We start from the raw sequence: 25,528 nt of genomic DNA on the forward strand, positions 1-25,528 counted from the left end.
AGATAGTTTCTGACATGCTGATTGCTGCGCTGCGGCCTAAACTGCGATCCGTTGAGGTTTAGCAGGAGGGGAGCACATGGAAGCGAAAGTCATCCTTATCAGCAATGCGGTGGGTTGCGTGGGCGCGGCGGCGGCGCGCCTGCTGGCCCAGGCTGGGCACAAGCTGGTGCTGGGCGCCTGTCACGCGCAGTGCGCGGAGGCGCTGGCGCTGGAACTGCGGGCCATGGGCGCAGAGGCCGAGGTCCACGCGCTGAATGTCGCCGATGCGGACGATTACCAGTCCTTCGTGCTGGCGGCGCACCGGCGCCATGGCCGCGTCGACGTGCTGGTGAATAACGCGGAGATCATGCCTTTGTCCCGGCTCGACAACCTGAAGATCCGCGAGTGGGACCAGATGATCGATGTGAACCTGCGCGGCGCGCTGTATGGCATTGCCGCGGTGCTGCCGCTGATGCAGCAGGCGCGCTCGGGGCAGATCATCAATCTGGCTGCGCTGGCGCCGGTTGGGCCGGCGGCCAGCGTGTATTCGGCCACCAAGTACGGGCTGGCGGCGATTTCCGAAGGCCTGCGGCGCGAGGTGGATAGCGATATCCGCGTGACCGTGGTGTCCTCCGAGGCTGGGCCGGGCGAGTCAGACCCGGACGCGATTGCCCGTACCATCGCATTCGCTGTGAATCAGCCGGATGACCTGGACGTATCCGAAATCGTGGTGCGTTCGACGGCCAGTCCGTATTAGGCAAAGCGCATCAGGGCGGCGCCGGCGGCGATCAGGCTGATCGCCACGCCACGTTTTGCTCCGATTTTCTCGCGCAGGAAGAGGGCTGCGATGGCTGCTGCGAACAGGATGGCCGTTTCGCGTAGAGCCGCCACGGCAGCCACCGGCGCTGCCGTCATGGCCCACAGGGCGAGCCCGTAGGACGCCAGCGTGCCGATGCCGCCCAGCGCCGCCACGCGCCAGTGCTTGCCTGCGTATCCTGCCAGTTCGCGCGGACGGCGCAGCAGCGTCCAGCCCAGCAAGCCGCTTGCGCTCATTACGAACAGCCACATCGTGTACGCAGCCGGCGCCCCTGACTTGCGCACGCCGATGCCGTCCACCAGCGTGTAGGCAGCGATGGCGAGGGCGTTCAGCAGGGCGTACAGCGTTCCCCTCCCACGCGACGGCCCGGGGCCCGGCCGCGCGTCGGCGGGCGCGGCGAACCAGAGGCCGATATGCCGGCGCTGATGCAGGCAACGGCGCCATACTGCTGTGGGTTGAGCTGCTCGCCCAGCAGCGGCACACTGAGCACGGCCACCAGCAGCGGGGCGCTGCCGCGCATCAGCGGGTAGGCGTGGCTCATGTCGCAATGACGGTAGGCGGCGGCCAGCAGGCCGAAATAGAAAAAGTGGATGCAGGTGGACGCCGCCAGGTAAGGCCAGCTGGCTGCCGAGGGCGGCGGGAGGAAGGGCAGGGCGAGCGCCGAAAACGCCGCCGCGCCGGAAGCCACGAGCACGCTGGTGAGAAAAGGCTCCTTGCCCGCCTTGACCAGCGCATTCCACGATGCATGCAGCAGCGCCGCCAGCAGGACAACGGCAACAACGTGGCCAGGCATCAGCGGGGGCGTACGCTTTCAGACATGATGTCCGGACGGTGGTAGCGCTGGAAAGCCTCCAGCACGGCGCCCGACTTGCCTGCCTTTTCCAGCAGTTCGACCAGCGCCGCCTGGTCTTCGGCCGACAGCGAACGGCGCGAAACGTAGACGCCGTTATATTGCCAGGGCAGTTCCGGAATCGGCTCAAGCCTGATCTTTTCCAGCAAGCCGCTCACGCGCGGTTCGCGGTTGATCACACCGGCGAGAATGGTCGGCCCCATGATGGTCATGTCCACGGCGCCAAGGTGCATCAGACGCGCGACCGCCGTGGGATCGACTTCGGTAAACAGGCGGCCCTGCTTGTTCAATTCGCGGATCAGACCCTGGTAAGCCTCGCCATAGTCAAAGCCGCGCACCACCGCGACGCGTATATCGCGGCGCTCCAGCAGCTCCTGGCCGGAGGTAATCGCAGGGCGGCTGGAGGCCACGGAGATCAGGGTGGCGCGGTGCCTCATCATTGGCACGAAGATGCCGTTGACGTCGCGCGACGCAGTACGGGTGGCCGGAATCAGGATATCCGCCTTGCCGGTCTCAAACATCAGTTCCAGCCGCGCGCGCGGCACAGGCGAGAAATTGAAGTGACAGCCTTCCTTCTGGCCCAATGAGCGCAGCAGCTCCGGATAGATGCCCGTGACGCGGGCGCCGTCGATGACGATGCTGGCGCCGGTGTTTGCCACCGGCACCTGGATATCGCGCGAGCAGCCCGCCTGCGCCAGCGGCGCGGACAGAAATGCTGCTGCAACGGCAATGTAGCGGTGGAAAAAGGGCATGCCCTATATTAAACCGCCAGGCTGTGATTGCGGAAGTAGCGCCGGGCCACAAAGATGGCGATACCCTGCATGGTGGCGCAAACGAAGAAGGAAGTGCCGATGCGCCAGTCCGAAGGCGGCAGGTGGCTGACCGCGCCCAGGATGGAACTGCCCACCAGCGGCATGACCACGATCGCCGCGCTGCTGATCGACTGCAGGGAGCCCATCAGCTCCCCCTGCTCGGTAGCCGGGGTGGCCTTGGAAATGATGCCCTGCAGAGCTGGGCCGGCCGCGAAAGCCAGCAGGTTACACAGGATGAATACGTACATCATCCAACCCTGCGTCGCCAGGCCATACAGCATATAGGTGATGCAGCCGGACGTGATGCCCAGCAGGGACAGGCGCACCTCGCCGAAGCGCTTCATGAACACGCCCAGCAGGCCGGCCTGCACCACGGCCGCCGCCAGGCCCACGCAGAACAGCGCGATGCCATTTTCCGCCGGGCTCCAGTCAAAGCGGAAGTGGGTGTACAGCACCCAGGTCGACTGCAGCATCATCTGTGCGCTGGTCACCAGCGCGAAGGTGACCAGCAGGCCGCGGATATCCTTGCGGCCGGCCAGCTTGATCAGGCCCGCCAGAGGATTCACGCGCGTCAGGCGGAACTTGCCGCGCTGAGCGTGCGGCAGCGATTCCGGCACGAAGAAATAGCCGTAGATGAAGTTGGCGAGGGACAGGCCGGCCGCTACGTAGAAGGGCAGGTGCAGGTTCACGGCGCCCAGCAGGCCGCCCAAAATGGGGCCGCAAATGAAGCCCAGGCCAAAGGCCGCGCCGATCTTGCCGAAGCTCTTGGCACGGTTGTCGTGCGTCGAAATATCGGATGCATAGGCCGACGCCACCGACATGCTGGCCGAGGACATGCCGCCCACTACGCGGCCCAGGAACATCCACGCCAGGTTCGGCGCCCAGGCCGTGGTCAGGAAGTTGAAGCCCATGCCCGCCATCGAATACAACAGCACGGGGCGGCGGCCCACGCGGTCGCTGATCGCGCCCAGCATGGGCATGAAAATGAACTGCATCAGGCCGAAAGTGGCGCCGAGGATGCCGTACCACAGCGTCTGCTCCTCTCGGCTGGAAACGAACTCGCCGACCAGGATGGGCAGCACCGGCACAATCAGCCCGATGCCCAGCATGTCGATGAAGATGCAGACCAGGACGAAGTTCAGATTGCCGGTCGATGCGCTGGCCGCCGGCACGGTTTCGATGCGCTCATCCTTCATTGGCTGGCCCATTCGGCAACGAAAGTGTCGCGAAAATCGTACAGATCCTGCAGGCGCGATTCGCCCAGGCGGCGGCCGGCGGCGGTCTGCATCGTGCCCGGCAAAGTGGCCAGCTTGACATCGATGTGGTCAAGGGAATAAGCCTTGTCGTTTGGGGCGCGGTTCAGTGCCAGCGGGTCTTCCGGGTGGGCGAGGGCGCAGCCCATGCGGCCTGCCGTATAGAACATGCGGGCCAGGCCGACGGCGCCGAGTGCGTCCAGCCGGTCGGCGTCCTGCACGATCTGCGCTTCGATCGTAGTCGGCGTCAGGGCGGCGGAGAAGCTGTGGGTTTCGATGGCGTGCGCCACAGCATCAAGCTTTTCGGCGGGGAAGCCGAGTGCAGACAGCTCGCTTCGGGCCAGCACGGCCGCCTGGCGCGAGGCCAGGTGGCGTTCAGGGTGGTTCTTGGGCAGGTTCACCAGGTCGTGCAGGTAACAGGCCGCGAGGATGACGAGCGAATCCGCCTCGGGGTGGTCTGTCATCAGCTGGCTGGCATTGCGCCATACGCGGTGCAGGTGGTTTGTATCATGGGCGCCATCGTCGCCCGCCGCGGCGGCGGCCAGCGCGAGAAGGCGCGGCTGCCAGCTGCTCAGCAGTTTTTCCATTGTGATTCTTTTCTTCCGGTTTAACGGCGCAATTGTGGCATGAAACCGGCACAAGCTGTATATATCTGGCAAGCTTGAATATTGCTTAAAAGAAAAAAAGTTCGTGCCTATTTTGTTGGTGTCGGGTAACATTATCAGGTCTATTCATAAATGAATTACCTTTCCATTATGTCCACGAACACCCAACCAGCCGAATACCTCGCATTCACCCTGGGCCAGGAAGAATATGGCATCGATATCCAGAAGGTCAGCGAAATCCGCAGCTACGAAACCCCGACCCGCATCGCCAATGCGCCCGATTTCGTGAAAGGCGTGACCAATCTGCGGGGCCTGATCGTGCCTATCGTGGACATGCGTATCCGTTTCAACCTGGGTGAGCCGGAATATGGTCCGTTCACGGTGGTGATCATCCTGAACATCGGCAATCGCGTGGTCGGCATGGTGGTCGATGCCGTGTCCGACGTGACGATCCTGGAGCCGGAGCAGATCAAGCCGGCGCCGGAAATGGGCGGTTCGCTGAATACCGAATACATCACCGGCCTGGGCACGCTGGAAGAGCGCATGCTGATCCTGGTCGATATCGACCGCCTGATGTCCAGCTCTGAAATGGGCCTGATCGAGAAGATGGCGGCGTGAGGCAGACAATGAACAATATCAGTATCGGCAAGCGCCTGGCGCTGGGTTTTTCCGTGATCCTGGCGTTCGCCATGCTGATTACGGCCATCGGCATCTGGCGCCTGGAGCAGGTGGCCGACGCCACGCGCGAGATGATGGAAACGCCGCTGGCGAAGGAACGCATGATCAGCGACTGGTCGAGCAAGATAGATAGCGCTATCCGCCGCACCACGGCGATTGCCCGCAGCAGCGATGCCAGCCTGGCGGCGTATTTCGCCGAAGAGGCGAAAGCGTCCAGCGCGGTTTCGGCGGATCTGCAGAAGAGGATCGGCGAGCTGGTCGAGTCCGATGAAGAGAAAGTCCTGTTCGACAAGGTCATGGAGCTGCGCAAGGTTTATTTGTCTTCGCGTGATGAAGTAGCCAGGCTGAAAGCGGCGGGCGACCTGGATAAGGCGAATGAAGTCTTCGAAAAAGTCTACAAGCCAGGCTCCACGTCTTATCTGGACCAGGTGCAGGCGCTGCTGAAGATGCAGCGCGCACATATCGACGCTATCGCCAGGCACATTGACGAGGTGGCCGCCACCAGCCGCACGCTGCTGCTGACGCTGGCCGCCGTGGTCCTGGCCTTCGGCGCCACCTGCGCCTGGCTGCTTACCACCGGCATCACCGCGCCGCTGCACCAGGCCGTGGAAGCGGCGCGCCGTGTAGCCGCCGGCGACCTGACCGGCCAGATCGAAGCCAGCGGCTCGGATGAAACGGGCCAGCTGCTGCGCGCGCTGAAGGACATGAACCAGGCGCTGCTCAACATCGTGCTGGAAGTCCGCAACGGCACCGATTCCATTGCGACTTCGTCCAGCGAAATCGCGGCCGGCAACCAGGACCTGTCCTCGCGCACCGAACAGCAGGCGGCCTCGCTGGAGGAAACCGCTTCGTCGATGGAAGAACTGACTTCCACCGTGAAACAGAATGCCGACAACGCGCGCCAGGCCAACCAGCTGGCTGATGCGGCCGCTTCGGTGGCGGTGAAGGGCGGCAGCGTGGTGTCCGAAGTGGTGGGCACGATGGAGTCGATCAACGAATCCTCGCGCAAGATCGTGGACATCATCTCGGTCATCGACGGTATCGCATTCCAGACCAATATCCTGGCGCTGAATGCGGCCGTGGAAGCGGCGCGTGCCGGTGAGCAGGGCCGCGGCTTTGCGGTCGTCGCCTCCGAAGTGCGCAACCTGGCGCAGCGCTCGGCTGCGGCGGCCAAGGAAATCAAGGAACTGATCGGCGACTCCGTCGAAAAAGTCAGCCAGGGCAGCAGGCTGGTTGGCGAAGCTGGCAGCACGATGGAGGAAATCGTGGCCAGCGTGCAGCGCGTGACGGACATCATCAGCGAAATCACCGCGGCCAGCGCCGAACAGAGCGTGGGTATCGACGAGGTCTACAAAGCCATCGGCCAGATGGACCAGGTGACGCAGCAGAATGCGGCACTGGTCGAAGAGGCGGCAGCGGCGGCGGAATCGATGCAGCAGCAATCGGTCGGCCTGGCGCAGGTGGTCAGCGTGTTCAATGTTGGCCAGGCGGCGCCTGCCGTTTCCCGCTCCGCGGCTCGCCCGGCGTTGCGCCTGGCGTAAACCTGAAGCAGATGCTGGTGGCAGGCACAGCGTGCCAGCCACCTGATTGGCGCTATAGGTGCTGCATACCAGGTGGCTGGCACATCGTGCCTGCCACCAGCTCTTCCCGGTTTTCGACAGCCCGTTGTGACAACCGGTCCGCCTCCCCGTTACGGTGGCGCGGCACCCAGCGCACATTCACCTGCGCCAGCTGCGCCATCAGCGCACCCACCTTCTCGCGGTGCGCTTCCAGTCCCTTCGCTCCCGATCCCTGCGCCAGCAGCACATCGTGCACCACGACCTGGCTGTCGCCAAACACCAACAGTTCCGGCAGCCGCATCTTCACCGCCATTTCGAGCAGCGCAATCAGCGCGAGATATTCCGCGTCGCCGCTGTTGCCATACCCCGCGCGGCGGCTGATTTCAATGCGTTCGCCTTGCGGACCTTGCAGCAATGCGCCGATGCCGATGCGGCCCGGATTCGGATGGGCCGAGCCGTCGAACCACGCGCGCCACGCGGCAGGCGAGGAGGGGACCTTTTGCAGCGCGAGTTTTTCCGCCCTTGCTTTTTCTGGTTTTGTTGACATGAATTAGTCGATTTGCAACACTGGGGACGCTGTTTCCTAAAAATACTATCAGGGAGATCATCAATGGCTCTGTTTTACCGCATTGCCGGCTTTACCGCGCTGGCTCTGTCGCTGAATACCGCCTACGCGGCGGCATCGCCCAAAGCGCCGAAGAAATACACCATCGAGCAGTTCATGGCCACCACGTCCATCAGCGGCGCCTCGTTCAGCCCCGACGAAAAGCAGATCCTTTTCAACAGCAACGAGAGCGGCATCTTCAACGCTTACACGATTTCCGTCAATGGCGGCAAGCCGGTCGCCATGACGAAATCGACCGTGGACAGCACCTTCGCCGTCGGCTTCTTCCGCAACGATAACCGCATCCTGTTCACGCGCGACCAGGGCGGCAATGAGCAGAACCACCTGTTCGTCCGCGAATCCGATGGCGCCGAAAAAGACCTGACTCCCGGCGACAAGCTGAAAGCCATCTTCTTCGGCTGGACCCAGGACGGCACTGCCTTCTATGTGTTGACCAATGAGCGCAACCCCAAGTACTTCGATCTGTACCGCTACGATGCGAAAGACTACGCGCGCACGATGATTTACCAGAATGACGATGGCATCACGCCATCCGAAATCAGCCGCGACGGCAAGTGGCTGGCGCTGGACAAGCCGAACACCACGTCCGACAGCGATATCTACCTGTACAACCTGGCCACCAAAGAGAAGAAGCACATCACGCAGCACACCGAACCCGCGACATACGAAGCGGCGACCTTCGATCCTGAATCGAAGAAGCTGCTGTTCAAGTCCAACGCCGGCGGCGAATTCACCAGCATCCGCTCCTACGACCTGGCCACCGGCGCCGTCGCCGACGATGAAAAAGCGGACTGGGACCTGACGGGCGCGTGGTACTCGCGCAATGGCCAGTACCGTCTCAGTTCCGTGAACCAGGACGGCAGCACGGTGCTGCGCATCGTCGACGCCAAAACCGGAAAGCCGCTGCCCCTGCCCAAGCTGCCCGGCGGCGAAATGCGCGGCGCCGTGTTCTCGGAGAGCGGCAAGCTGCTGGCCTTCTACATCAATGGCGACCGCTCGCCGAACAATCTCTACGTCTACGACCTGAAGACGAAGAAGGCCAACAAGCTGACCGAAAGCCTGAACAGGGAAATCAACCCGGACGACCTGGTGGACGCGGAAGTCGTGCGCTTCAAGTCCTTCGACGGCACGGTAATCCCGTCCATCTATTACAAGCCGAAGGGCGCTTCGCTCGCCAGCAAGGTGCCGGCCGTGGTATTCGTGCACGGCGGCCCGGGCGGCCAGACCCGCCGCGGCTACAGCGCTCAGATCCAGTACCTGGTGAATAACGGCTATGCGGTCCTGGGCATCAACAACCGCGGCAGCTCCGGCTACGGCAAGAGCTTCCACATGGCGGACGACCGCAAGCACGGCCGCGAACCGCTGTGGGACTGCATCGAAGCGAAGACCTTCCTGGCAAGCCTGGGATATATCGATCCGGACCGCATCGGCATCATGGGCGGCAGCTATGGCGGCTACATGACCTTGTCCGCCATGGCGTTCCGGCCGGAAGCATTCAAGGTCGGCATCGATATCTTCGGCGTCAGCAACTGGATCCGCACGCTGGAATCCATCCCGCCGTACTGGGAAGCGCAGCGCAAGGCCCTGTATGATGAAATCGGCGATCCGGTGAAGGACAAGGAATTCCTGACCGCGACTTCGCCGCTGTTCCATGCCGCGAACATCCGCCGTCCGCTGATGGTCATCCAGGGCAAGAACGATCCGCGCGTGATCAAGCCGGAAAGCGACGAAATCGTGGACGCGGTGAAGAAGAATAACGTGCCGGTCGATTACGTGGTGTTCGATGACGAAGGACATGGCTTCAGCAAGAAGAAGAACCAGGCGGTCGCGAATGCGAAGATGGTTGAATTCCTCGACAAATACCTGAAGGGCAAAGAGTAAAAGAAAAGGCCACCGCAAAGGTGGCCTTGTTTTACCTGTGCCGATTAGCGGCGGTAGGGATTGTCCGGACGGCGGTCGTAGCGGTTCGGCACACCGTCGCCGTCGCGGTCGCGGTCGTAGCGGTTAGGAATGCCGTCGTTGTCACGGTCGCGGTCGTAGCGGTCAGGGATGCCGTCGTGATCGCGGTCGCGGCGACGGTCGTCACGGTAGCGCGGATACTCGTTGTGGTAGTACGGGCGCGGCGCCGGTGCTTCGTAATAGCGCGGAGCGTTGTAGTAGCGCGGCGCATCGTAAGTGGCCCAGCCGCCCTGGCTCAGGCGCCAGCCGTTGTCCACGCGCACCCATTCAGCCGGGTGATAGCGGTAGCCACTGCGTTCCGGCAGCCAGTGACCGCCCACCCACACGTGGTGGTAACCGTCCCAGTTCCAGTAGCCCGGCGCCCAGACATAACCGACGCGCGTCGGCGGCAGGCTTTCAAAGCGTGGCGGCGGTGGAGCGTTCCCGATCACTACCGAAACGCCCACCTGGGCCAACGCCTGGGTTGGCGCTATCGCGGCCAGACCCAGCGTCAAGGCGGCCGCAGCGATGAGTTTCGATTTGATCATGGTTTATCTCCGATAGGTGTTTCGCTGAGTTCACTATAGCAAGCCCGCGATTCCGGAGGTAAGCCTGATTCACAATATTACAAATGGCGGAAAGCATTAACACTTGGCCGTTCAGATTTTCCGCGCCTTGCGTTCCTCTTCCAGCGAAGCTGCCTTCTCGGCAGCGCTGAGGCGTTTTGCACTCACCACTACCACTTGCATACCGGGTGTGGTTGCGATCATCGGCGCCAGCGCGGCGGCCGCGTTGGCCGGCGTGGATTCGTCAACAGCGGTGCTGTCGAGTGCAAAGTTGGCTGCGCATGCCAGGCCCAGTACGACGATGAACAGGGCTTCGAAGTTTTTCAGAACTTTCATTTCTTGTTCCTCTTGCAGTGGTTGCTGGGGCATGGATAGGTTCGTGTTATCCATGTGCACACTGTAACCAACGCTTACATCCGCTGCCATGGCGGTGCGACGAGCCGTTGATTTGGCGTCGTCAATTGCAAAAATCCAGTCCTTTCCAGCGCCCTCCGCTAAGGATCTGCAGAGTACATACCGGGGAGCGATGGCCGTGAAACTGACAGGGAAGACGCCAGCGTTTGCCGCCTGGCGACGCAATTTGCGCCGCTCGCGTAATATGCGCGCCAGTCAGGCGCGTCCGTCGCGCGCGCCCGCGCTGCCGCGCCTGCGTGCCTGGCTGCTGCCGTTCGCCTGTGCAGTGCTGGCGCTCGCAGGCGCTGTGCTGATCGCCGCCCATGCGCGCCGCCTGGCGGATGCGGCCGGCGCAACGCCGCTGTCGCAGGCCGGCCGCCTCGCAGTGGCCGCCTTGCAGCCGGTTCTGCCCGGGGCGATCATTGAGGTCCCCTCCACGCAAGGCGTAACGATGACAGAGCACGAGAACGGCGCGCTGGTGATCGCAAGCGGCATGCAAGCCGCTCCGCCTGTGCGTATCGACCTGTGCACGCAACTGCGCGCCGATGGCCGCCTGACGCCCCTGCGCATAGGCCACCACTTCAGCGACGTCGAACGCTGGCAGGCGGCGGCGCAGGCGCGCGGAGAGCAGGCCACGCTGCATAACGTCCTGCTCGTGCGCGAAGAGCGCCACGTGCCCAGTGTGCTGTTGAGCGGCAGCGCGACGCCCGATATGCCATTGCGTGTGGCCTGGACCAGTGCCGATGTGCCCGCGCGCTGGCTGGGCGATGCCGGCCACGTGGAGCAGGGCGGCCAGGGGCAATTGCTGCGCCAGGGCTGGCTTGCCTGGTCCGGCGCAGCGCTGCGCATTGAACGCCGCGCCAGCGCTGCGTGTCCCAAAGCCGGCGAGCTGGTGGTGCAACTGTTCGAGCCGGCCGCGGCGCTGCCTGGCGCCGATACGCAGCGCGCCCTGCTCACGGTGTTTCCCTCGTCCGGTACGCCCGTCAGCATCCGCCTGCCTGCGGGACGCTACCAGATCCCGTCTTCCATGCCTCCCGCGTTAGAGGACGAAGCGCTGTTTAACGCGCTGCAGGCCCACGCACTCGTGCACCTGAGCGCCGAAGGCCTCGCCGAACTTGCGCCGCGCGACCTGTTCCAATGGCAGTCCGCGCCTGCAGGCAGCCGCGCCGCCTCGCTTTCGGCCTGGCGCGACGTGCGTGATGATGCGGCTACCCGCGCGCTTCTCAAGCGCGTTTACCAGCAAGCCGACGGCGCTTACGTCCGCCAGCAAATCGACATCTTCAACAGTGAGCGTCGCCTGCTGGCATGGCGCCTGCGCACTTCCGATAGCGCCGCGGTAGTCACGGTGGCTGCGGATGGCTGGATGCCGGAGACTTCGCGCCTGATGCCGGCGTCCGCGGCGCGCCTGTTCGATGACATGCCGACCGGCTGGCAGCCGTGGACCCGGGCGGGCAACCTGTCCACGGGCCGGGCGACGGTCGCGATCACATTGCCCCAGCCGGCCACCGGGCGCGAAACTGTCGAACTCCTGCTGGCCGGGCGTGTACTCGGTGGCGTAACGGGCGCGCGCTCGAGCAGCGAAGCCGCCTGCACCGGCCACGCTTGCGCAACGCCGGCGGATGTCCAGCGCCTTACGCTGCGCCCCAACACTGGCGTCACACAAGTCATCCTGCAGGCCGCTCCGCTCGATATCGCAACGGCCGCCCATCCCGGCGACGAGCAATACCGTCACCTGCGCGTGGCCGCCGGCCAGCTGCAGTGGCATACGTTGGCCAGGCAAGCGGAGATGGGCGGGGCACGCGCCGCGAGCGCCACGGCAGCCGTGCGCCTGGAAGACCGCAACGGCGCCGCGCTGTGGGCCGACGGCGTCACGCTGCCTGCCGCGCGCGACGCAGGCCTGGCGACCTTGCTGGGCGCTGGCCCCGGTCACGCCGCCAGCATCTCCGGCATGCTCGCCCGCGCTGCTGCCGGCGGCGCAAGCAGCGCGAAACTGACCCTGGACCTGGCGCTGCAATCAGCCGCCCAGGCCATCCTCGATTGCCTGGGCCTGCATCACGGCCGCTGGGATGGAAAACAATGTCACGGCGGCGAGACGCCGCCGCCCGGCCGCCGCGCCGGCTTCATCCTGCTGGATGCCGACACGGGCGACATCCTCGCCGAGGCCGGCAGCGGCACAGTGCCGGTTGGCCCGGAAAACTGGCCCGAAGCGCGCGACTTTGACCGCAGCAATCCGGCACGCAGCGCACTGCGGCTGCCGGCCCTGCAGCATGACGGCGGCGCCAACAACAGCCCGGGCTCAACCTTCAAGATCATCAGCGCCCTGGGGCTGGAGCGCGCCGCGCAGGCCGATCCGCAACTGAACGAGCTGCTGGGCGGAATGCCGCTTAATGCGATCAATGCGATGGCCGGCCAGCGCGGTTTCGCTTTCCGCACCGGCGCCGCCATTTATCCGCTCACGCCGCGCCAGGCGCACATCACGAACTACCGCGAACAAAGCATCGAACGCCGTGCCCAGGATGGCCGCCTCGGCCTGCCGCAAGCGCTGACCTATAGCCTGAACACCTGGTTTGCGTGGTCCGGCGAATTGAGCGACCGCAGCCTGTTCGGCCGTGCGCAAGGCGGCGCGCCTGACCTGCAGCCGCTGGAAGCGGGAGCACTCGACAGGACGCGCCCCATCGTTGCCGCCGCCCGCCAGCTGGGATTCGAACAGCCGCTAAGACTGGACGGCGGCCTGCTGCCGACGGACTTCGCATGGAGCAGCTATGATGCCTTGCAGGCCACCCCGGCGCACATGGACCCGGTCCACACCCGCCACGAACTGCGCCAGATGTCCATCGGCCTGCGCATGCAGGCTACCCCGCTGCAAATGGCGCTGGCTTCCGCCGCGATAGGGCGCGGCACGACGCTGCAACCGCGCATGCTGCTGTCCCTGAACGGCAGGCCGGCCACGGTGCAGGAAGGGCAGCCGCTGGGCGTGCGCCTGGACCGCATCCGCGCCGGCATGAAGGGCGTGGTCGACAGCGGCACCGCGGCAGTAGCCTTCAGCGGCAAGGAGATGGCGCCGCTGCGCCGCGGCTTGTACGGCAAGACCGGCACCGCGCCCGTTACGGACGACCATTCGACCGTCTGGTTCACCGGCTGGCTGGAGCCCGATACCCTGCCAGGACGCCCGCAGCGACTGGCATTCGCCGCCTTCGTCAGCCATTCGCAAGGCAGCGGTGGCGAGCATGCGGCGCCGGTGGTGGCGGCCATATTGTCCGCCATGGCCGCGCAGAACACTGAACAGAAGGGGAAATAGGGTGGTCCAGCGGCTATTGTTGAGTAAGCTCCTGTGCGAAGATAGGCGTGTACGCAATTTTTCGACAGGAAGGTATGCGGCTGCCAGGAACCCGCTATCAGGAACACGGTTGGGAACACGTGCGCAAGCTGCTGGGCGCCTGCTCGCTCGAGGCGTTCCAGCAATGCGATCTGCACCAGGCGCTCGATAGCGGGCGCCACGCCGATTTGCTGGACTCGTACACGGACGCGATGGTGCACGCCTTGCGTCCCATGGCGCGCCGCCTGCGTGGCGAGGCGGCCGGCAACAGCTATGGGGACAGCGTGGCCGAACTGTCGCTGGCCCTGTTGTTCGAGCTGCAGGCGCAGCCCTCGTTCTGGGGCGGGTTCATGTCGGCCGTGGCGGCCGAGCATGCGCGCTGCGGCGCCTTCTGGTCGACGGAAGCGGGCGACGGCATGCTGCGCAAGAAGGTCAACGATATGTTTGTCGTCCTGCGCGACAAGGTCGATTCGGACAATTACCAGGCTGCCACAGGCCGCGATTGCTCGCCCAATAGGATCTACACCTACCGCATGCTGGACACGGCGTATCGCGAAATCGAGCACCTGTTTGCAAACTGGGAGCGCAACGCAGAGCAGGTGGGCGCGATTCTCGGCCGTGAACTGGCCGGCTATCCGATCGAAGTACGGCAGATGGCGTCCATCAGCGGCTGCCGGGCAGAGTGGATCATCCGCTGGAGCGAGACGCTGGAGCGGTTCAGCCGTGCTCCGGGCCCTCTGCATACGAAGTCAAAGCGCTTCGCGAGCCTGAAGAATAGTCCTGACAAGATTGCCGAAATGCTCACGGAAATCGGCGATTACGAGGAACTGTCGTCCAACCAGGATTGCGACTGGCAGCAGGATGCGGAGGACGCCAGCCTGTGGCTGGAGGATTATTGGCGCGTGGTGGAGGATTCAAAAGAGGAAGTTTCTCCTTCCCTCAGCTATGATAAGCCGCAGCAGGACGCACTGCTCCTGCTGCAGGGCGAGCCGCTGGCCGTACGGCTGGCGGTGTTCCAGAAGCTGCTGGGTCCAGCGGACGACAGCTACCCCGATGAGTGGCTGGACGCGGCTACCGGCGAGCTGCCGGCCATGCAGCAATTGGCCGCGATGGGCGGCATGTCCGTGCCCACGCTGCGCAAGCGGCGCAATGAGACGATAGACAGGTTGTACGGGAGAGGGAAGTGAAATCGACAACGGCGGAGCGGAAACTGCAGGAGCGTCTGTTGCTGGCGCGCGAAGTGCCGGGCGATCGCCTGATGCTGTCCGACGGCGTGCTGCTGGCGGCGCTGGAGGGCAGCCGTGCGCTCGACGCGGCGCAGCTGGCGGCGCTGCAGGCGTCCCCGCTGACGCTGAAACGCTTCCGCCATCTGGCGCTGGAGCGGCGGCGGGCCGAGGCCCCTGCCGGCACCTTGCCCTGGCGCGGCAGCGCGGGCATGCTGCGCGCCGCGTCCACCGCTGTGGCGCTGGATGGCCTGGTGACGGACGACGGCTGCTGGAGCCTGCACTTCCTGCCCGAAGGCGATGGCTGGCAGGTGATCCTGAAGCTGGAGGCGAAAGCGGAATTTGCCGCGCAGCTGATGCGCGAGCGGCCCTTGCTGCGCGTGCTGGACGGGCAGGGCGCTGTCGTGCTGCAGGGCCGTCTCGATGCGGATGGCGAATGCGAGCGCCCCTGGCCCTTCGATGCCGCACCCTTCGATCACTTCCAGCGTTACGGCGCGCGCTTCGCCGTTGCGCCGGCGGGCCGCTGAACCATGGCACTGTTCAAGCGCTTGCGTTCGCGGGACAAGGCTTCGGCCCCGGTCCCGGCCCCGGACCTCGCGAGGCTCGGCGGCGAAGTGCTGGCGCTGCAGCTGAAATCCGGCGACGCCGTGCCGCCAGTCTGCACGGCTGTGGTGGTAGCCGAGTCCGGCCAGACGCGGCGCGCGGCCTCCTTCGGCGCTGCGCGCGTGCACCTGGGGCCTGGCGAGGTCGCATGGTGCTTCCATCCGGGCCCTTATGCGCTGGCTTTGCTGCCGTTTGCTGCCGCCGCCGAGGCGGGGCTGCGCGTGGAGTTTGTTGTCGATGCCGGCGATCCCCGCGTGGCGCAGCAGCGCTTCGATCTTTACTTGGCCAGCGAGCTTGCGCGCGACCTGGGTGCGCTGACGGTTGCTTCCTTTGCCGCCGCGGCGCAGTCGGCGCTGCAAAATGCGCTGGCAGAAGGGATGCTCGACCTGCCGCCTTGCACTTCCATTGAGGAGTGGCACGCCTTCCGCGCCGGGCTCAATGAACTGCTCTACACGCGCTTCGGCGTGACTGTGGAGGATTGCTATCCCATCGACCTGCACCCCGTCGCGGATCTCGCCGCCACACTGCGTGCCCGCGGCGCCGCCCCGGCTTCGCTGTCGCTCCTGCCGCCATCGCCCGCGGATTCGGCCGCCGCGCCCACTGCGCCGCTCGACGCAGCACGTCCTGCTGCCGCTTCCGCCGAGCCGCCTCGGGCCGCGTCCGCTGCGCCATCGGCGCCGGCTACGACGGCCAGCCCCGCGCTGACGGCCGGCACTGCGGACGCCGGCGGGCTCGCGCCGATTTATGCGGACGCGCCGCCCGCAAGCCCTGCGAGCCCGCTTGCGGCGCGCGCCGTCGAGGACGCGGCGCGGGAAGACGCGCGTGCGCTGCGCCGCCTGTTCCTCGAGCTCCCGGCGCTCAGCGCGGCGCTGCGCATGGTCACGCCGCCGTCCAGCGCCTTCGCCCGGCAGCAGGACCTGCTGCAGCGGCTTGCTCTGGCCGCGCTGGACGTAAACACCATGCCCGCGCTGGAGTTGGCAGCGCCCGGCTGTAAGTTGCCGAAACGCCTGCAGGAGCACAGGAGCTTCCATGCCACCCAGGCGGCGATGGCACTGGACAACGCCTGGGCCTTGCTGGCCCGCCTGAAACTGGCGAGCCCGGAGGACATCGTCCAGTTGTTTGACGAAGCCGACCGCCTCATCGCCAATCTTGAGTTCGCGCTGGCAGAACGCCGCGCCGTCCCGGCTGCTGGCGCGGTGACGGGGGAAGCCGAGCGGCGCGAACCTACGTTGGGGAGCCCCGGAATATGAGCCCGCTGACCCCGCCCGTCCACCCACCGCCGAGTGCCGCACCGTGCTCGCCGACGGCCGCGTGGCCACGATCACGGCCACGCGCCGTCCGCGCGCCAACCGGGCCGAGGTGAAATGCGTGGTGCCCAATGCGCCCCAGCTGAGCGAAATCATGCAAGACATCGTCCGTCTGGCGCGCCTGACGGAAGCGCGGCTCGACAGCCGTGACCAGGTCGTGCTGAGCATGGACCTGACCCCGTCTGCCGATGAGCGCCAGTGGGAGCTGGCCGCCGTGCTGGCCGACCGCGCCGTGCGCGGCGCCTGGCTGCCGGACGCGGTGCCAATCGTGGCGATGGGGTGGTCGGATAATTGGCACCTGGCCCAGGTCAGCGGCGGCGAGGCCGCAACCGCGCTGGCGGCAACGGCACTGGACGATGCGCGCTTCAGCATGGCGGACAACCTACTGCTCGGCGGCGAAGCGCCTGCCGGGCAAGCCATCGATGCCCAATACCTGGCCCACCTCGGCGCGCTGACCGGCCACGCCGACCCGGGCGCTGCCGTCTCCAGTGCGCGCGCCTGGTTCCCCCTGCACAGCGGCGGCATCAACGATGCGCTGGCCTGGGTCGAAGTCAGCGTCACGCCGATTGAAAACCCGTCCGAAGACGAAGAACAGACCATTGCCGTACCGGGCCTCGACCTGACCGCGCAGCTGGCGGTGCGGCAAGTGCTGGCCGCAGCAAGGCACTTCGACGGCAAGGCGCTCGGCCGCTGGAAAACGGTGGTGCGCTTCGCCCAGCCGCGCTTCCAGGGCGAATCCTACCAACTGGCGCTGGTGATGGCTGACCGCCTGGCAAGGGGGCGCGAATTCGTGCCGCGCGGGCGCGTGATCGCCACCGGCAGCTCAACAGCATGGCACGCCGGCCGCGTCGAATCGGTGGAGGGACGCCAGCCGAAGCTGGAGTTGATATTGAAACAAGCGGGGCCTGGCGACCGCGTGCTGCTGCCGCATGCCTGGCAGGATGCTCTGGGCCCGGATTACCAGCCCGCGCTGCGCGCAAAAGGCGCATCGCTGGCCTGCGTGGAGCGGATTGGACTGATCTGAAACGTGCGCAAGACGATAGCGGGTGCCCCTGATAAAATCCAGAGGCAGCCCATTTGAACGGTAATAACAAGGAGTCTGACAAAATGTTCAAGATGTTTGGTTTTGGCGGCGTGCAGTGCCCGCGATGCGGACACCGTAACGGCGACTCGTCAGGCTATTGCAATCAATGCGGCCTGACGCTGGGCGCCCCGCGCAGCGAACCCGTGCTGAGCGAGAACCGCTGGATCCCCGCGAGCGACGAGCTGGCGGTCTATTTCGGCGTACGCCAGCTGACCGGCATCTTCACCAAGACCCTGCGCGTGCCCGCGACAACGCGTGCTTACATCCTGCAAGGCGATCAGGCCACCGAAGTGCCGCAGGGCGAATACGAGCTGGAAGGCTTCTTCTATCGCCTGAACAACCTGCTGCGCGACCAGCACGCCGAAATTCTGATCACGCGCACCACGCCGCTGCCCGTTGAATTCAGTTTCAGCGACCTGCACACGTCCGAGTTCCTGAAAGTCTCTGCGCGCTTCAGTGTCGGCATCAAGGTTGAAAGCGTGCCGGCTTTCGCGCAGCACTTCATGACGGTGCCTGGCGCCGTCACCACGCTGAACCTGCATGAGCTGCTGGCGCCTTCCGTGCGCCAGATTGCGGCGGAATTCATCGGCGGCCGCTCCATGCGCGATATGAGTACCAACAATACGCTGCGCGAGCAGCTGAACGAACGTCTGCAAGCATCGCTGAAGCAGCGCCTCGCCGAATTCGGCCTGGCCGCCGTGCAGGTGGGCACGCTGGCGCTGCGCCACGACAAGTTCGACGACAACCGCGAACGCCTCGGCAGCCTGTGGCTGGTGGCGGACGAGCGCCACATCCAGCTGGAACACGTGAAGCAGCTGGACCAGCTGTACGACGAAGAGGAATGGCAGGCCATCTGGCGTGAAGAGCAGAAGATGCGCAGCGACTATCGCCGCGCCGAGCTGCGCCAGGATGCCAGCGTGGAAAAGGCCGAACTGGCGCTGCAGGAGGCCGAGCGCATCCAGGCCATCCGCGCCCGTGAAATCGACCTGTATGGACGTATCATCGAATCGAAGACGCGCAAGCAGGCATTCGAACGGGGTGCAGGCGCTATCCTGACCGAGCTTGAACACGAGCTGGCGAAGAAGAAAACGCAGCAGGCCGGTGAAGCGGCGGAATGGGACCATGTGCGCCAGCTGGCCCAGATCAAGATGCGCACCGAACTGGAGGTGGCGCAGCAGTCGGTGATGGAAGAGCGGGCGCTGGCTCGCCAGCGCTTCTCGCACCAGCTGCACATGCAGCAGATCCAGAACCGCGTCCAGCAGGCGCTGGCGATCGAGGATGAATCCTACCGCCGCACCCAGATCAACCTGCTGCGCAAGGCGGAAATCGACGCAAAGCAGCGCGAGCAGGAGATCGAAGCCGAGCATCACCGGGCGCGCTTCCAGGGCGTGGCGCTGACCAACGCCGCCCGCCAGCGCGAGGCCGAACGTGTGCAGGAGTGGGAAGAGGCGCAATTCCTGGCCCGCAAGCGTGAACTGGCGCGCGGCGAGGACGTGAAGGACGCGGGCGGCCAGGTGCATGTCGCGGAAATCACTGCCAGGCTGGAGGACCTGAAGCGCGCGGGCGCCAGTGCCGAATCGATCGCCCAGTACGAAAAGCTGCTGCGCACCATCGAGGCGGACGGCATCCAGCAGCGCCAGACGGTGCAGATCGAAGAACAGCGCCTGGCGCTGAAGCTGCGCGACCAGGAAGCTCAGTGGCAGCAGGCCCTGAAGAAAATGGAAGTGGAGCGCGAGGAGCGCTTCAACCGCTGGAAAATCGAATACGACAGCATGGCCGCCCAGCAGAATCATGCCTCCGAACTGGCGCGCATCGATATCGAGCGCATCGAAGCCATCGGCCGCATGAGCGACACGGCCAAGATCGCGCTGGCGTCCACGCCGAACGCGGAAGCGCTGGCCCAGCTGATGCGCATGCAGGCGCAGGCCCAGATGAGCCCCGAGCAGTTGCAGGCGCTGGCCGGCGTGGTGGCGGCGGAGAACAGCATCAGCCCCGCCGATGCCTTGCGCATGGCGCAGCAGCAGGTGCAGGACGAGCGCGCCTACCGCGACACCCTGGGCGACAAGGATCGCCTGCATCAATTGGATCTGCTCAGGCAGCACGAAGGCGGCACCGTCCATCATCACCACGCCGCAGCAGCGGCAGCGCCGCAACCGCGCCGCTGCGCCAACGGCCATGTGGTGAGCGCCGACGCGCGTTTCTGCCCTGAGTGCGGCGTGCCGCTGCAGCCCTGAAGGAAGCGATGCAGACAGCACGAGACAAGATCCGCGAACTGCGCGCCCTTTATGAAGACGGCTTACTGAGCCAGCAGGAGTTCGACCGGCGCAAGAACGCGATCCTGGATGCCGAATATGCCCCGCCGGGCGGGTCGGCCGCGCCCGTGCCGCAGCGCCAGGGCACGGAGCTGGGCCTGATGGCAAGCCAGGAAATCGGGCCGCCCAACCGCCGCTACCGGCTGGAACGCCTGATCGGAATGGGCGGCATGGGGCAGGTATGGCAGGCCACGGACCTGGCCACCCACGCGGAACTGGGCCACAGCGAACTGGTGGCGCTGAAGATCCTGCCGCCGCAACTGACGCAAAGCCCGGCCCACGCGAAACTGCTGATCGAGGAAGCGACACAGGCGCGCCGCCTGGCGCACGACAATATCGTGCGCGTCTACGAATGGGCGCAGGACCCGGCCACCGCCTGCTATTTCATCATCATGGAATGCCTGGAGGGCCAGGACCTCGATGCCTGGCTGGCCGAACATGGCAAGGCCACTGTGGAGCAGGTGGAACAGATGCTGCGTCCCGTCGCCCATGCGCTGCAATATGCCTGGGACAAGCACCGCCTGGTGCACCGCGACCTCAAGCCCGGCAATGTGTTCCTGACCAGCCAGGGCGAGATCAAGCTGCTGGACTTCGGCATCGCCTCGCGCGTGCGCAATGCCGGCAGCACGCTGGGGCTGGATACGCCGAACGCCGGCACCGCCGGCTATCGTGCGCCGGAAGCGGGCACCCACCAGGGGGCGCCGCGCCCGCAGCTGGACGTGTACGCCGTGGCCGTCATGATTTACCAGTTGCTGGAAGGCGCGCTGCCTTTCGGCGAGCAGCGCGCACCCGCCGTGCAGCCGGCCAGACCGGCCGCGCTCAATGAGGCGCAGTGGGCTGTGCTGCAGCGCGGCTTCGCGCAGGATGCCAGCGCGCGTCCGCCCAGCGTGGAGGCGCTGCTGGACGCGCTGCGCAGTGCGGCCGGACCTTCGAAGGAAGAACTGGCGGCGCGCGCGGCGGAGGAAATGGAAAGGGCGGTGCAGGAACAGGAACAGGCGCGTGAAGCCGATCTCCAGCGCCAGGCCGCAGCCGAACGCCAGCGCCAGGAAGAGTTGCAGCATCAGCTCGCGCTGGCCGAACAGCGCCGGCAGCAGGCGCAGACGGCCGCCATCGAAAAGGCAAGGCAGGAGCAATTGCGGCGCGAGCTGGAAAAACAGCGCAAGAAAGAAGCAGAGGAAGCTGCCCGTGCGCGCAAGGAAAACCTGCGCCAGCAGCTGATCGCGCGGCGCGAAGCCGATGCGCTGAAGGCGCGCCAGGCCGAGGAGGAGCGCCAGCGCAAACTGGCCCAGTTGAAGGCGGAAGCGGCCTACCGGCTGGAACAGGATCGCCACCGCAAGGTGGAAGCGGCGCGCAAGTCGGCCGAACTGGCGGCGCTGGCGGCCAGCCCGGTGCCGGATGCGAACGGCGTACTGCGCGACCGCTTTCAGGACGGCACGGGCGTGGGTCCGGACCTGGTGCTGATCCCGACGGGCCGCTTCCAGATGGGTTCGACCGAGTACGAGCACTCGATCGCCATCAAGGCCGGTTCGCAGCGCTCCATGCTGGACAAGGAATTGCCCGCCCACTGGGTTGGCATCGAGCGCTCGTTTGCGCTGGGCCGGTATCCAGTCACGGTACGCGAGTGGCGCCAGTTCGTGCGCGCCACCGGCTGGGAATCGAAGCTGGACGTGAGCTGGGGCGATCCCGGCTTCAAGCAGTCGGACGACCATCCGGTCGTTTGCGTGAGCTGGGACGATGCGCAGCTTTACGTCCAGTGGCTCTCTCGAAAAAACGGGCCAGCTGTACCGCCTGCCGTCCGAGGCCGAGTGGGAATATGCCTGCCGCGCCGGCACCCACACGGCGTTCAGCTTCGGCGACGACATCAGCACCGAGCACGCCAATTACGACGGCCAGTTCACCTACAACCACGGTGTGCGCGGCGAATTCCGAGGCGGCACAACGGCCGTCAACACCTTCCAGCCCAATCCCTGGGGCCTGTTCGACATGCACGGCAATGTCTGGGAATGGGTACAGGACGTGGTTCACGAAAACTATGTGGGTGCGCCGGCCGACGGCAGCGCCTGGGAGGAGGGCGGCGACCGGGCGCGCCGCGTGCTGCGCGGCGGAGCATGGCTCTACCAGCCGCGCTACCTGCGTTCGGCGCTGCGCAACGGCTATTCGGCGGTGCTGGCCAATGATATCGTCGGTTTCAGGGTGGCCCGTAAGCTTGCATAATCCTGTACAGTCCTATAAAAAGGTGTACATTGCCGTATATCTTTTTTGACAAGCAGGAACACAAATCATGACCATCAAAGTAGTTCGCGACCAGTCGCTGCCGATGCGGCACATTCTCCACGTGCGCAATCACATCGTGTCGGTGGACGGCACGCTGCCGGAAGGCGGCAACGACGCCGGCCCGAGCCCGCACGACCTGTACGACGCCGCCGTCAGCGCCTGCAAGGCCCTGACCGTGGTGTGGTACGCGAAGCGCAAGAACATTCCCGTGGAAGATGTGCAGGTGACGACCGAGCGTGACGACAGCGAGGAGCGCAAGGGCGTCTACCGCCTGGCGGCCACGCTGCATGTGAGCGGCCCGCTGACCGGCGAGCAGCGTGAGGAATTGCTGGCCGTCGCGCAGAAGTGCCCCGTGCACAAGCTGATGACGGCCGTGACCACTGAAATCACTACCGTACTGGGGCAGTCCGAATGAATATCGCACAAATCATCAAAGGCCATGAGCGGGACCTGGGCGGCGGCTTCGTCGTGCGCCGTTTCCTGCCGGCGGCCATCAAGCAGGCCGTCGGGCCTTTCATCTTCTTCGACCATTTCGGCCCAATCGATGTGGCGCCGGATGCGGACCATGACGTGCGGCCTCACCCGCACATCGGCCTGGCCACGGTGACCTATCTGTTCGAAGGCGCCATGGAGCACCGCGACAGCCTGGGCACCCTGCAGCGCATCGAACCGGGCGCCATCAACTGGATGACCGCGGGCCGAGGCATTGTGCACTCGGAGCGCACGCCGAAGGACCTGAAGGGCACGCCGCACCGCACGCACGGCCTGCAGTTGTGGGCCGCGCTGCCCAAGGCGCATGAGGAGGACGAGCCGGGCTTCTGCCACACGGGCGCCGAGGAAATCCCATCCAAGACCATCGAAGGCGCGGAAGTGCGCGTGATGATCGGCACCGCTTTCGGCATGACTTCGCCGGTGCAGACCTATAGCGAAACCCTGTATATCGACGTGAAGCTGCGCGCAGGACAGGGGCTGGCCTTGACCGGCCTGCCGCAGGAAGCGGCGATTTATCCGGTCAGCGGCACGATCGAGATCGATGGCGCGCCGGTGGCGTTGCAAACCATGGCGCTGCTGGATACCGCCACCTCGCAGCGCGTGCAGGCGACCAGCGATGCGCAATTCGTGATCATCGGAGGCGAGCCGCTGGATGGGCACCGCTACCTGTTCTGGAACTTCGTTTCGTCCAGCAAGGAGCGCCTGAAGCAGGCGGCGGACGATTGGGAAGCGCAGCGCTTCCCCAAAGTGCCGCACGAAACGGAATTCATCCCGCTGCCTAAGAAACCCTCGGGTCTATAAGCCGGTAGCGATCCAGAAAGCGCTGGACGGGGACGCGGCGGATCGCTTCCGCCACCACGTCCAGCGCGAGGTCGTCCAGCTTTTTGAAGCGCAGGCAGGATTTGCCCATGTCCAGCTTCTTGCCGGTCTGCGTCCACGCCGCGCGGAACCAGCGCGCGTCCTCGGTTTCATCGCCTGCACCGGGACCCCAGTAAAGCCCCATCAGGTACAGCGACATATAGTTCTTCTGCGAGGCCAGGCCTGCGAAGGGCAAGGGCAGTTTCGGGTCGCAGTGGTAGCCGGCCGGGAAAACGCTGTGCGGCACGGCGTAGCCGATCATCCCGTACTGCATGGCTTCCGCATATTGCGGATCGAGATTGGCGAGGATGACTTCCCGTACGGCGGAAATGGCGGCGCGGCGCTCTTCGGGAAGAGCCGCCAGGTATTCTTCAACGGTGGCGGCTTTCGATTGCATCTCAGGCGGTCTGCATGGCGGAGACGGTGCTGTGCAGGTCCGTGCCGCCGGTGCGGATGATCCAGCATTCCGGATAGGGATCGCTGGCGAAGCGGGTGTGCGGCGGAATGCGGCTCAGTTTTTCCTGTACCGGAGTGGGCGCCAGCGCGGTTTCCTTGCCGCTCAGCTGGTCCAGGTGCCAGAAACCGCCATTGTGATGCATCAGTACCGGCATGGCGGCGGCTGCGGGCGAGGCACCGTAGCGCGGCAGCGGATAGCCGGGATGGGTGTCCGGCTGCAGGATCACGAAGCATTCGGCGCGCGCGCCTTCGTCGATGCGGTGCAGGATCACGCCGTGCGGCATGATGGCTGATACCGTCAGTACCACGACGCCCTTGATACTGGCCGTCAGTTCAATCTTCATCCCAACGCGCAGCGGCACCGGCTTGTGCTTGCCGGGCCAGACGCCGTCCAGCAGCAGCCCATAGCGGGACACATCCTCGATTTCGAAGCCATGCACGGCGCGGCGGATCACGGCGTGGCGGCCGGAAAGGCGGCGCGTGAGCCCGGCCGTATCCTGCCCGTCCGGTGTGTAATGGGCGAGCAGAACGTCCGATTCCGGATCTACCAGCTCGAATCGCCCGAGCACGCACTCTTCCGCCGCGAACAGCCGGATATGGCGGTGCATGCCGGCTTCCGGCGCGGCGTTGATGAAGCTTGCGGCGCGGCTCGGATGCGGGTGGGCGGGAGCGGTGCGCGGCAGGTCGATCTCGATCAGGTCTTCGTCCCAGGCGATGGTGGAGAAGCCCAGGTCCACTTTGCCCTGCGGTGCGCCGAGGTCGAGATGGGCGATGCCGGCGTTGCGCGCGGTGACGTCGATGTCCATGCTGTTGCCGCCCTGGGCGGAAACTCGGGCGATCGAGGCGTCATCGGCCATCACGCGGACATTCTTGTGCGTGCTGAGGAAGGTGCGGTGGATTTCGGTCAGTGTGGCGTCCGCACGCGGCACCAGGATGACAAAAGTGCATTCCCACTTGCGCGCCGCCTGGCCGGCCTCCTGGCTCAGGACTTCGGCATTGATCTGGTACTGGCCATGTTCCTTGCCGCGCGATGAAAATTCGACAAATACCGGACGCCATTCGCCGTGCACGGAGCGCACGAATTGCTGGCGCAGGGCGCCGTTTGGAATCAGTTCGGATTGCAGGCGGATCGCCAGCTGCGGCGCGCAATCCTCGGGCATGCCGCGCAATTCCATTTTCAGCGTCTGGCGGCCGCCGGCTGCGCGCGGATCGAAGCCGCTGATATGAAGCTGGGGCCGGACGCGGATGCCGCCGCCGTATTGCACCGGCAGCGATGGCTGCGGACCGGTGCGCGCATTGCGCATCGCATTCAGCATTTCGAAGCTGTCTGGCGCCGGATCGGCGGGCGGCTGGATGGCAGGCTGGCTATGTCCGCCCGTGCACGTACTCTCCCCTGGCATGACCCAGAAGGTGCAATGTGGATGATCGGGATGAGAGCACTTATTCATGGGTAGACACGCAGGACATACCGAGACTGTACGCGTTTTACCCCGGCCTTGGCAACACGCCAGAAGCCCGATCAGGATGG

General features: G+C 65.3%; 22 protein-coding genes and 1 pseudogene. 13 read left to right on the plus strand and 10 right to left on the minus strand.

Features of this window, described 5'->3' with window-relative positions:
* The first annotated feature begins 76 nt into the window (after window positions 1-76).
* Window positions 77-736: an SDR family oxidoreductase gene (locus tag ACHMW6_RS14215; RefSeq protein ID WP_395407737.1), complete on the plus strand. Its 660-nt coding sequence runs from the start codon at window positions 77-79 to the stop codon at window positions 734-736.
* Here the strand turns inward: ACHMW6_RS14215 and ACHMW6_RS14220 are convergent.
* The 5 genes from ACHMW6_RS14220 to ACHMW6_RS14240 are packed head-to-tail and all read right to left on the minus strand — an operon-like array spanning window position 733 to window position 4,298.
* Window positions 733-1,095: an EamA family transporter gene (locus ACHMW6_RS14220; RefSeq protein WP_395407738.1), complete on the minus strand. Its 363-nt coding sequence runs from the start codon at window positions 1,093-1,095 to the stop codon at window positions 733-735. The two genes, ACHMW6_RS14215 and ACHMW6_RS14220, sit on opposite strands and share 4 nt — an antisense overlap.
* Before the next feature lie 29 nt (window positions 1,096-1,124).
* Window positions 1,125-1,589, minus strand: a complete 465-nt coding sequence (locus ACHMW6_RS14225) for an EamA family transporter (RefSeq protein WP_395407739.1) — start codon at window positions 1,587-1,589, stop codon at window positions 1,125-1,127.
* Complete coding sequence (locus ACHMW6_RS14230; protein WP_395407740.1) at window positions 1,589-2,398, minus strand: substrate-binding periplasmic protein; 810 nt, start codon at window positions 2,396-2,398, stop codon at window positions 1,589-1,591. Before ACHMW6_RS14230 ends, ACHMW6_RS14225 begins: the two co-directional genes overlap by 1 nt.
* A gap of 8 nt (window positions 2,399-2,406) precedes the next feature.
* Entirely contained in the window at window positions 2,407-3,654 is a 1,248-nt protein-coding gene (locus tag ACHMW6_RS14235; protein WP_395407741.1) for a TCR/Tet family MFS transporter, read from the minus strand.
* Window positions 3,651-4,298 (minus strand): HD domain-containing protein, encoded by a 648-nt coding sequence (locus tag ACHMW6_RS14240; RefSeq protein ID WP_395407742.1) that lies wholly within the window; start codon window positions 4,296-4,298, stop codon window positions 3,651-3,653. Before ACHMW6_RS14240 ends, ACHMW6_RS14235 begins: the two co-directional genes overlap by 4 nt.
* Before the next feature lie 168 nt (window positions 4,299-4,466).
* On the opposite strand from ACHMW6_RS14240, the gene ACHMW6_RS14245 reads away from it, so the two are divergent.
* Complete coding sequence (locus ACHMW6_RS14245; protein ID WP_395407743.1) at window positions 4,467-4,934, plus strand: chemotaxis protein CheW; 468 nt, start codon at window positions 4,467-4,469, stop codon at window positions 4,932-4,934.
* 8 nt (window positions 4,935-4,942) lie between these two features.
* Window positions 4,943-6,535 carry a methyl-accepting chemotaxis protein gene (locus tag ACHMW6_RS14250; protein ID WP_395407744.1) on the plus strand — a complete coding sequence of 531 codons (1,593 nt, stop codon included), beginning with the start codon at window positions 4,943-4,945 and terminating at the stop codon, window positions 6,533-6,535.
* A gap of 52 nt (window positions 6,536-6,587) precedes the next feature.
* Here ACHMW6_RS14250 and ACHMW6_RS14255 read toward each other — a convergent pair whose 3' ends face one another.
* The gene (locus ACHMW6_RS14255; protein WP_395407745.1) at window positions 6,588-7,100 is read right to left on the minus strand and encodes a ribonuclease HI family protein; all 513 of its coding nucleotides are present in this window, start codon (window positions 7,098-7,100) and stop codon (window positions 6,588-6,590) included.
* Between the two features lie 63 nt (window positions 7,101-7,163).
* On the opposite strand from ACHMW6_RS14255, the gene ACHMW6_RS14260 reads away from it, so the two are divergent.
* Window positions 7,164-9,059 (plus strand): alpha/beta fold hydrolase, encoded by a 1,896-nt coding sequence (locus ACHMW6_RS14260; protein ID WP_395407746.1) that lies wholly within the window; start codon window positions 7,164-7,166, stop codon window positions 9,057-9,059.
* A 44-nt stretch (window positions 9,060-9,103) separates the two neighbouring features.
* Here the strand turns inward: ACHMW6_RS14260 and ACHMW6_RS14265 are convergent, their stop codons facing one another.
* Both ACHMW6_RS14265 and ACHMW6_RS14270 read right to left on the minus strand, forming a co-directional pair.
* A complete protein-coding gene (locus ACHMW6_RS14265; RefSeq protein ID WP_395407747.1) occupies window positions 9,104-9,664 on the minus strand; it encodes a YXWGXW repeat-containing protein in 561 nt (186 codons plus the stop codon).
* 111 nt (window positions 9,665-9,775) lie between these two features.
* Window positions 9,776-10,018, minus strand: coding sequence for a hypothetical protein (locus ACHMW6_RS14270; protein WP_395407748.1), 243 nt, complete (start codon window positions 10,016-10,018; stop codon window positions 9,776-9,778).
* Between the two features lie 190 nt (window positions 10,019-10,208).
* Here ACHMW6_RS14270 and ACHMW6_RS14275 point away from each other — a divergent pair, with 190 nt between their 5' ends.
* From ACHMW6_RS14275 to ACHMW6_RS14315, 9 genes and pseudogenes are all read left to right on the plus strand, one after another.
* Window positions 10,209-13,373, plus strand: coding sequence for a penicillin-binding transpeptidase domain-containing protein (locus ACHMW6_RS14275; RefSeq protein ID WP_395407750.1), 3,165 nt, complete (start codon window positions 10,209-10,211; stop codon window positions 13,371-13,373).
* A 74-nt stretch (window positions 13,374-13,447) separates the two neighbouring features.
* Window positions 13,448-14,578: a hypothetical protein gene (locus tag ACHMW6_RS14280; RefSeq protein WP_395407751.1), complete on the plus strand. Its 1,131-nt coding sequence runs from the start codon at window positions 13,448-13,450 to the stop codon at window positions 14,576-14,578.
* Window positions 14,575-15,141: a hypothetical protein gene (locus ACHMW6_RS14285; protein ID WP_395407752.1), complete on the plus strand. Its 567-nt coding sequence runs from the start codon at window positions 14,575-14,577 to the stop codon at window positions 15,139-15,141. The genes ACHMW6_RS14280 and ACHMW6_RS14285 overlap by 4 nt, the downstream gene beginning before the upstream one ends.
* 120 nt (window positions 15,142-15,261) lie before the next feature.
* Complete coding sequence (locus tag ACHMW6_RS14290) at window positions 15,262-16,467, plus strand: hypothetical protein (protein WP_395407753.1); 1,206 nt, start codon at window positions 15,262-15,264, stop codon at window positions 16,465-16,467.
* 43 nt (window positions 16,468-16,510) lie between these two features.
* Window positions 16,511-17,548 carry a hypothetical protein gene (locus ACHMW6_RS14295; RefSeq protein WP_395407754.1) on the plus strand — a complete coding sequence of 346 codons (1,038 nt, stop codon included), beginning with the start codon at window positions 16,511-16,513 and terminating at the stop codon, window positions 17,546-17,548.
* Window positions 17,549-17,631: 83 nt separating this feature from the next.
* Window positions 17,632-19,842, plus strand: coding sequence for a hypothetical protein (locus ACHMW6_RS14300; RefSeq protein WP_395407755.1), 2,211 nt, complete (start codon window positions 17,632-17,634; stop codon window positions 19,840-19,842).
* An 8-nt stretch (window positions 19,843-19,850) separates the two neighbouring features.
* A pseudogene (locus tag ACHMW6_RS14305) lies at window positions 19,851-22,134 on the plus strand (SUMF1/EgtB/PvdO family nonheme iron enzyme).
* Between the two features lie 67 nt (window positions 22,135-22,201).
* Window positions 22,202-22,609, plus strand: coding sequence for an OsmC family protein (locus ACHMW6_RS14310; RefSeq protein WP_395407756.1), 408 nt, complete (start codon window positions 22,202-22,204; stop codon window positions 22,607-22,609).
* On the plus strand, window positions 22,606-23,487 hold the full coding sequence (locus tag ACHMW6_RS14315; protein WP_395407757.1) for a pirin family protein: 882 nt from the start codon (window positions 22,606-22,608) through the stop codon (window positions 23,485-23,487). Before ACHMW6_RS14310 ends, ACHMW6_RS14315 begins: the two co-directional genes overlap by 4 nt.
* Here the strand turns inward: ACHMW6_RS14315 and ACHMW6_RS14320 are convergent.
* The gene (locus ACHMW6_RS14320; protein ID WP_395407758.1) at window positions 23,465-23,941 is read right to left on the minus strand and encodes a DUF1801 domain-containing protein; all 477 of its coding nucleotides are present in this window, start codon (window positions 23,939-23,941) and stop codon (window positions 23,465-23,467) included. The genes ACHMW6_RS14315 and ACHMW6_RS14320 overlap by 23 nt on opposite strands.
* 1 nt (window position 23,942) lies before the next feature.
* On the minus strand, window positions 23,943-25,448 hold the full coding sequence (locus tag ACHMW6_RS14325) for an FHA domain-containing protein (protein WP_395407759.1): 1,506 nt from the start codon (window positions 25,446-25,448) through the stop codon (window positions 23,943-23,945).
* Between the last annotated feature and the right edge of the window lie 80 nt (window positions 25,449-25,528).

This window comes from Pseudoduganella sp. UC29_106 (assembly GCF_044055365.1).
Classification (GTDB): Bacteria; Pseudomonadota; Gammaproteobacteria; order Burkholderiales; family Burkholderiaceae_D; genus Rugamonas.

Coding starts and splice junctions, on each gene's coding strand:
- ACHMW6_RS14215 (WP_395407737.1), top strand. CDS start 77: ATGGAAGCGAAAGTCATCCTTATCAGCAATGCGGTGGGTTGCGTGGGC.
- ACHMW6_RS14225 (WP_395407739.1), bottom strand. CDS start 1,589: ATGCCTGGCCACGTTGTTGCCGTTGTCCTGCTGGCGGCGCTGCTGCAT.
- ACHMW6_RS14230 (WP_395407740.1), bottom strand. CDS start 2,398: ATGCCCTTTTTCCACCGCTACATTGCCGTTGCAGCAGCATTTCTGTCC.
- ACHMW6_RS14235 (WP_395407741.1), bottom strand. CDS start 3,654: ATGAAGGATGAGCGCATCGAAACCGTGCCGGCGGCCAGCGCATCGACC.
- ACHMW6_RS14240 (WP_395407742.1), bottom strand. CDS start 4,298: ATGGAAAAACTGCTGAGCAGCTGGCAGCCGCGCCTTCTCGCGCTGGCC.
- ACHMW6_RS14245 (WP_395407743.1), top strand. CDS start 4,467: ATGTCCACGAACACCCAACCAGCCGAATACCTCGCATTCACCCTGGGC.
- ACHMW6_RS14250 (WP_395407744.1), top strand. CDS start 4,943: ATGAACAATATCAGTATCGGCAAGCGCCTGGCGCTGGGTTTTTCCGTG.
- ACHMW6_RS14255 (WP_395407745.1), bottom strand. CDS start 7,100: ATGTCAACAAAACCAGAAAAAGCAAGGGCGGAAAAACTCGCGCTGCAA.
- ACHMW6_RS14260 (WP_395407746.1), top strand. CDS start 7,164: ATGGCTCTGTTTTACCGCATTGCCGGCTTTACCGCGCTGGCTCTGTCG.
- ACHMW6_RS14265 (WP_395407747.1), bottom strand. CDS start 9,664: ATGATCAAATCGAAACTCATCGCTGCGGCCGCCTTGACGCTGGGTCTG.
- ACHMW6_RS14270 (WP_395407748.1), bottom strand. CDS start 10,018: ATGAAAGTTCTGAAAAACTTCGAAGCCCTGTTCATCGTCGTACTGGGC.
- ACHMW6_RS14275 (WP_395407750.1), top strand. CDS start 10,209: ATGGCCGTGAAACTGACAGGGAAGACGCCAGCGTTTGCCGCCTGGCGA.
- ACHMW6_RS14280 (WP_395407751.1), top strand. CDS start 13,448: ATGCGGCTGCCAGGAACCCGCTATCAGGAACACGGTTGGGAACACGTG.
- ACHMW6_RS14300 (WP_395407755.1), top strand. CDS start 17,632: ATGTTCAAGATGTTTGGTTTTGGCGGCGTGCAGTGCCCGCGATGCGGA.
- ACHMW6_RS14310 (WP_395407756.1), top strand. CDS start 22,202: ATGACCATCAAAGTAGTTCGCGACCAGTCGCTGCCGATGCGGCACATT.
- ACHMW6_RS14315 (WP_395407757.1), top strand. CDS start 22,606: ATGAATATCGCACAAATCATCAAAGGCCATGAGCGGGACCTGGGCGGC.
- ACHMW6_RS14320 (WP_395407758.1), bottom strand. CDS start 23,941: ATGCAATCGAAAGCCGCCACCGTTGAAGAATACCTGGCGGCTCTTCCC.
- ACHMW6_RS14325 (WP_395407759.1), bottom strand. CDS start 25,448: ATGAATAAGTGCTCTCATCCCGATCATCCACATTGCACCTTCTGGGTC.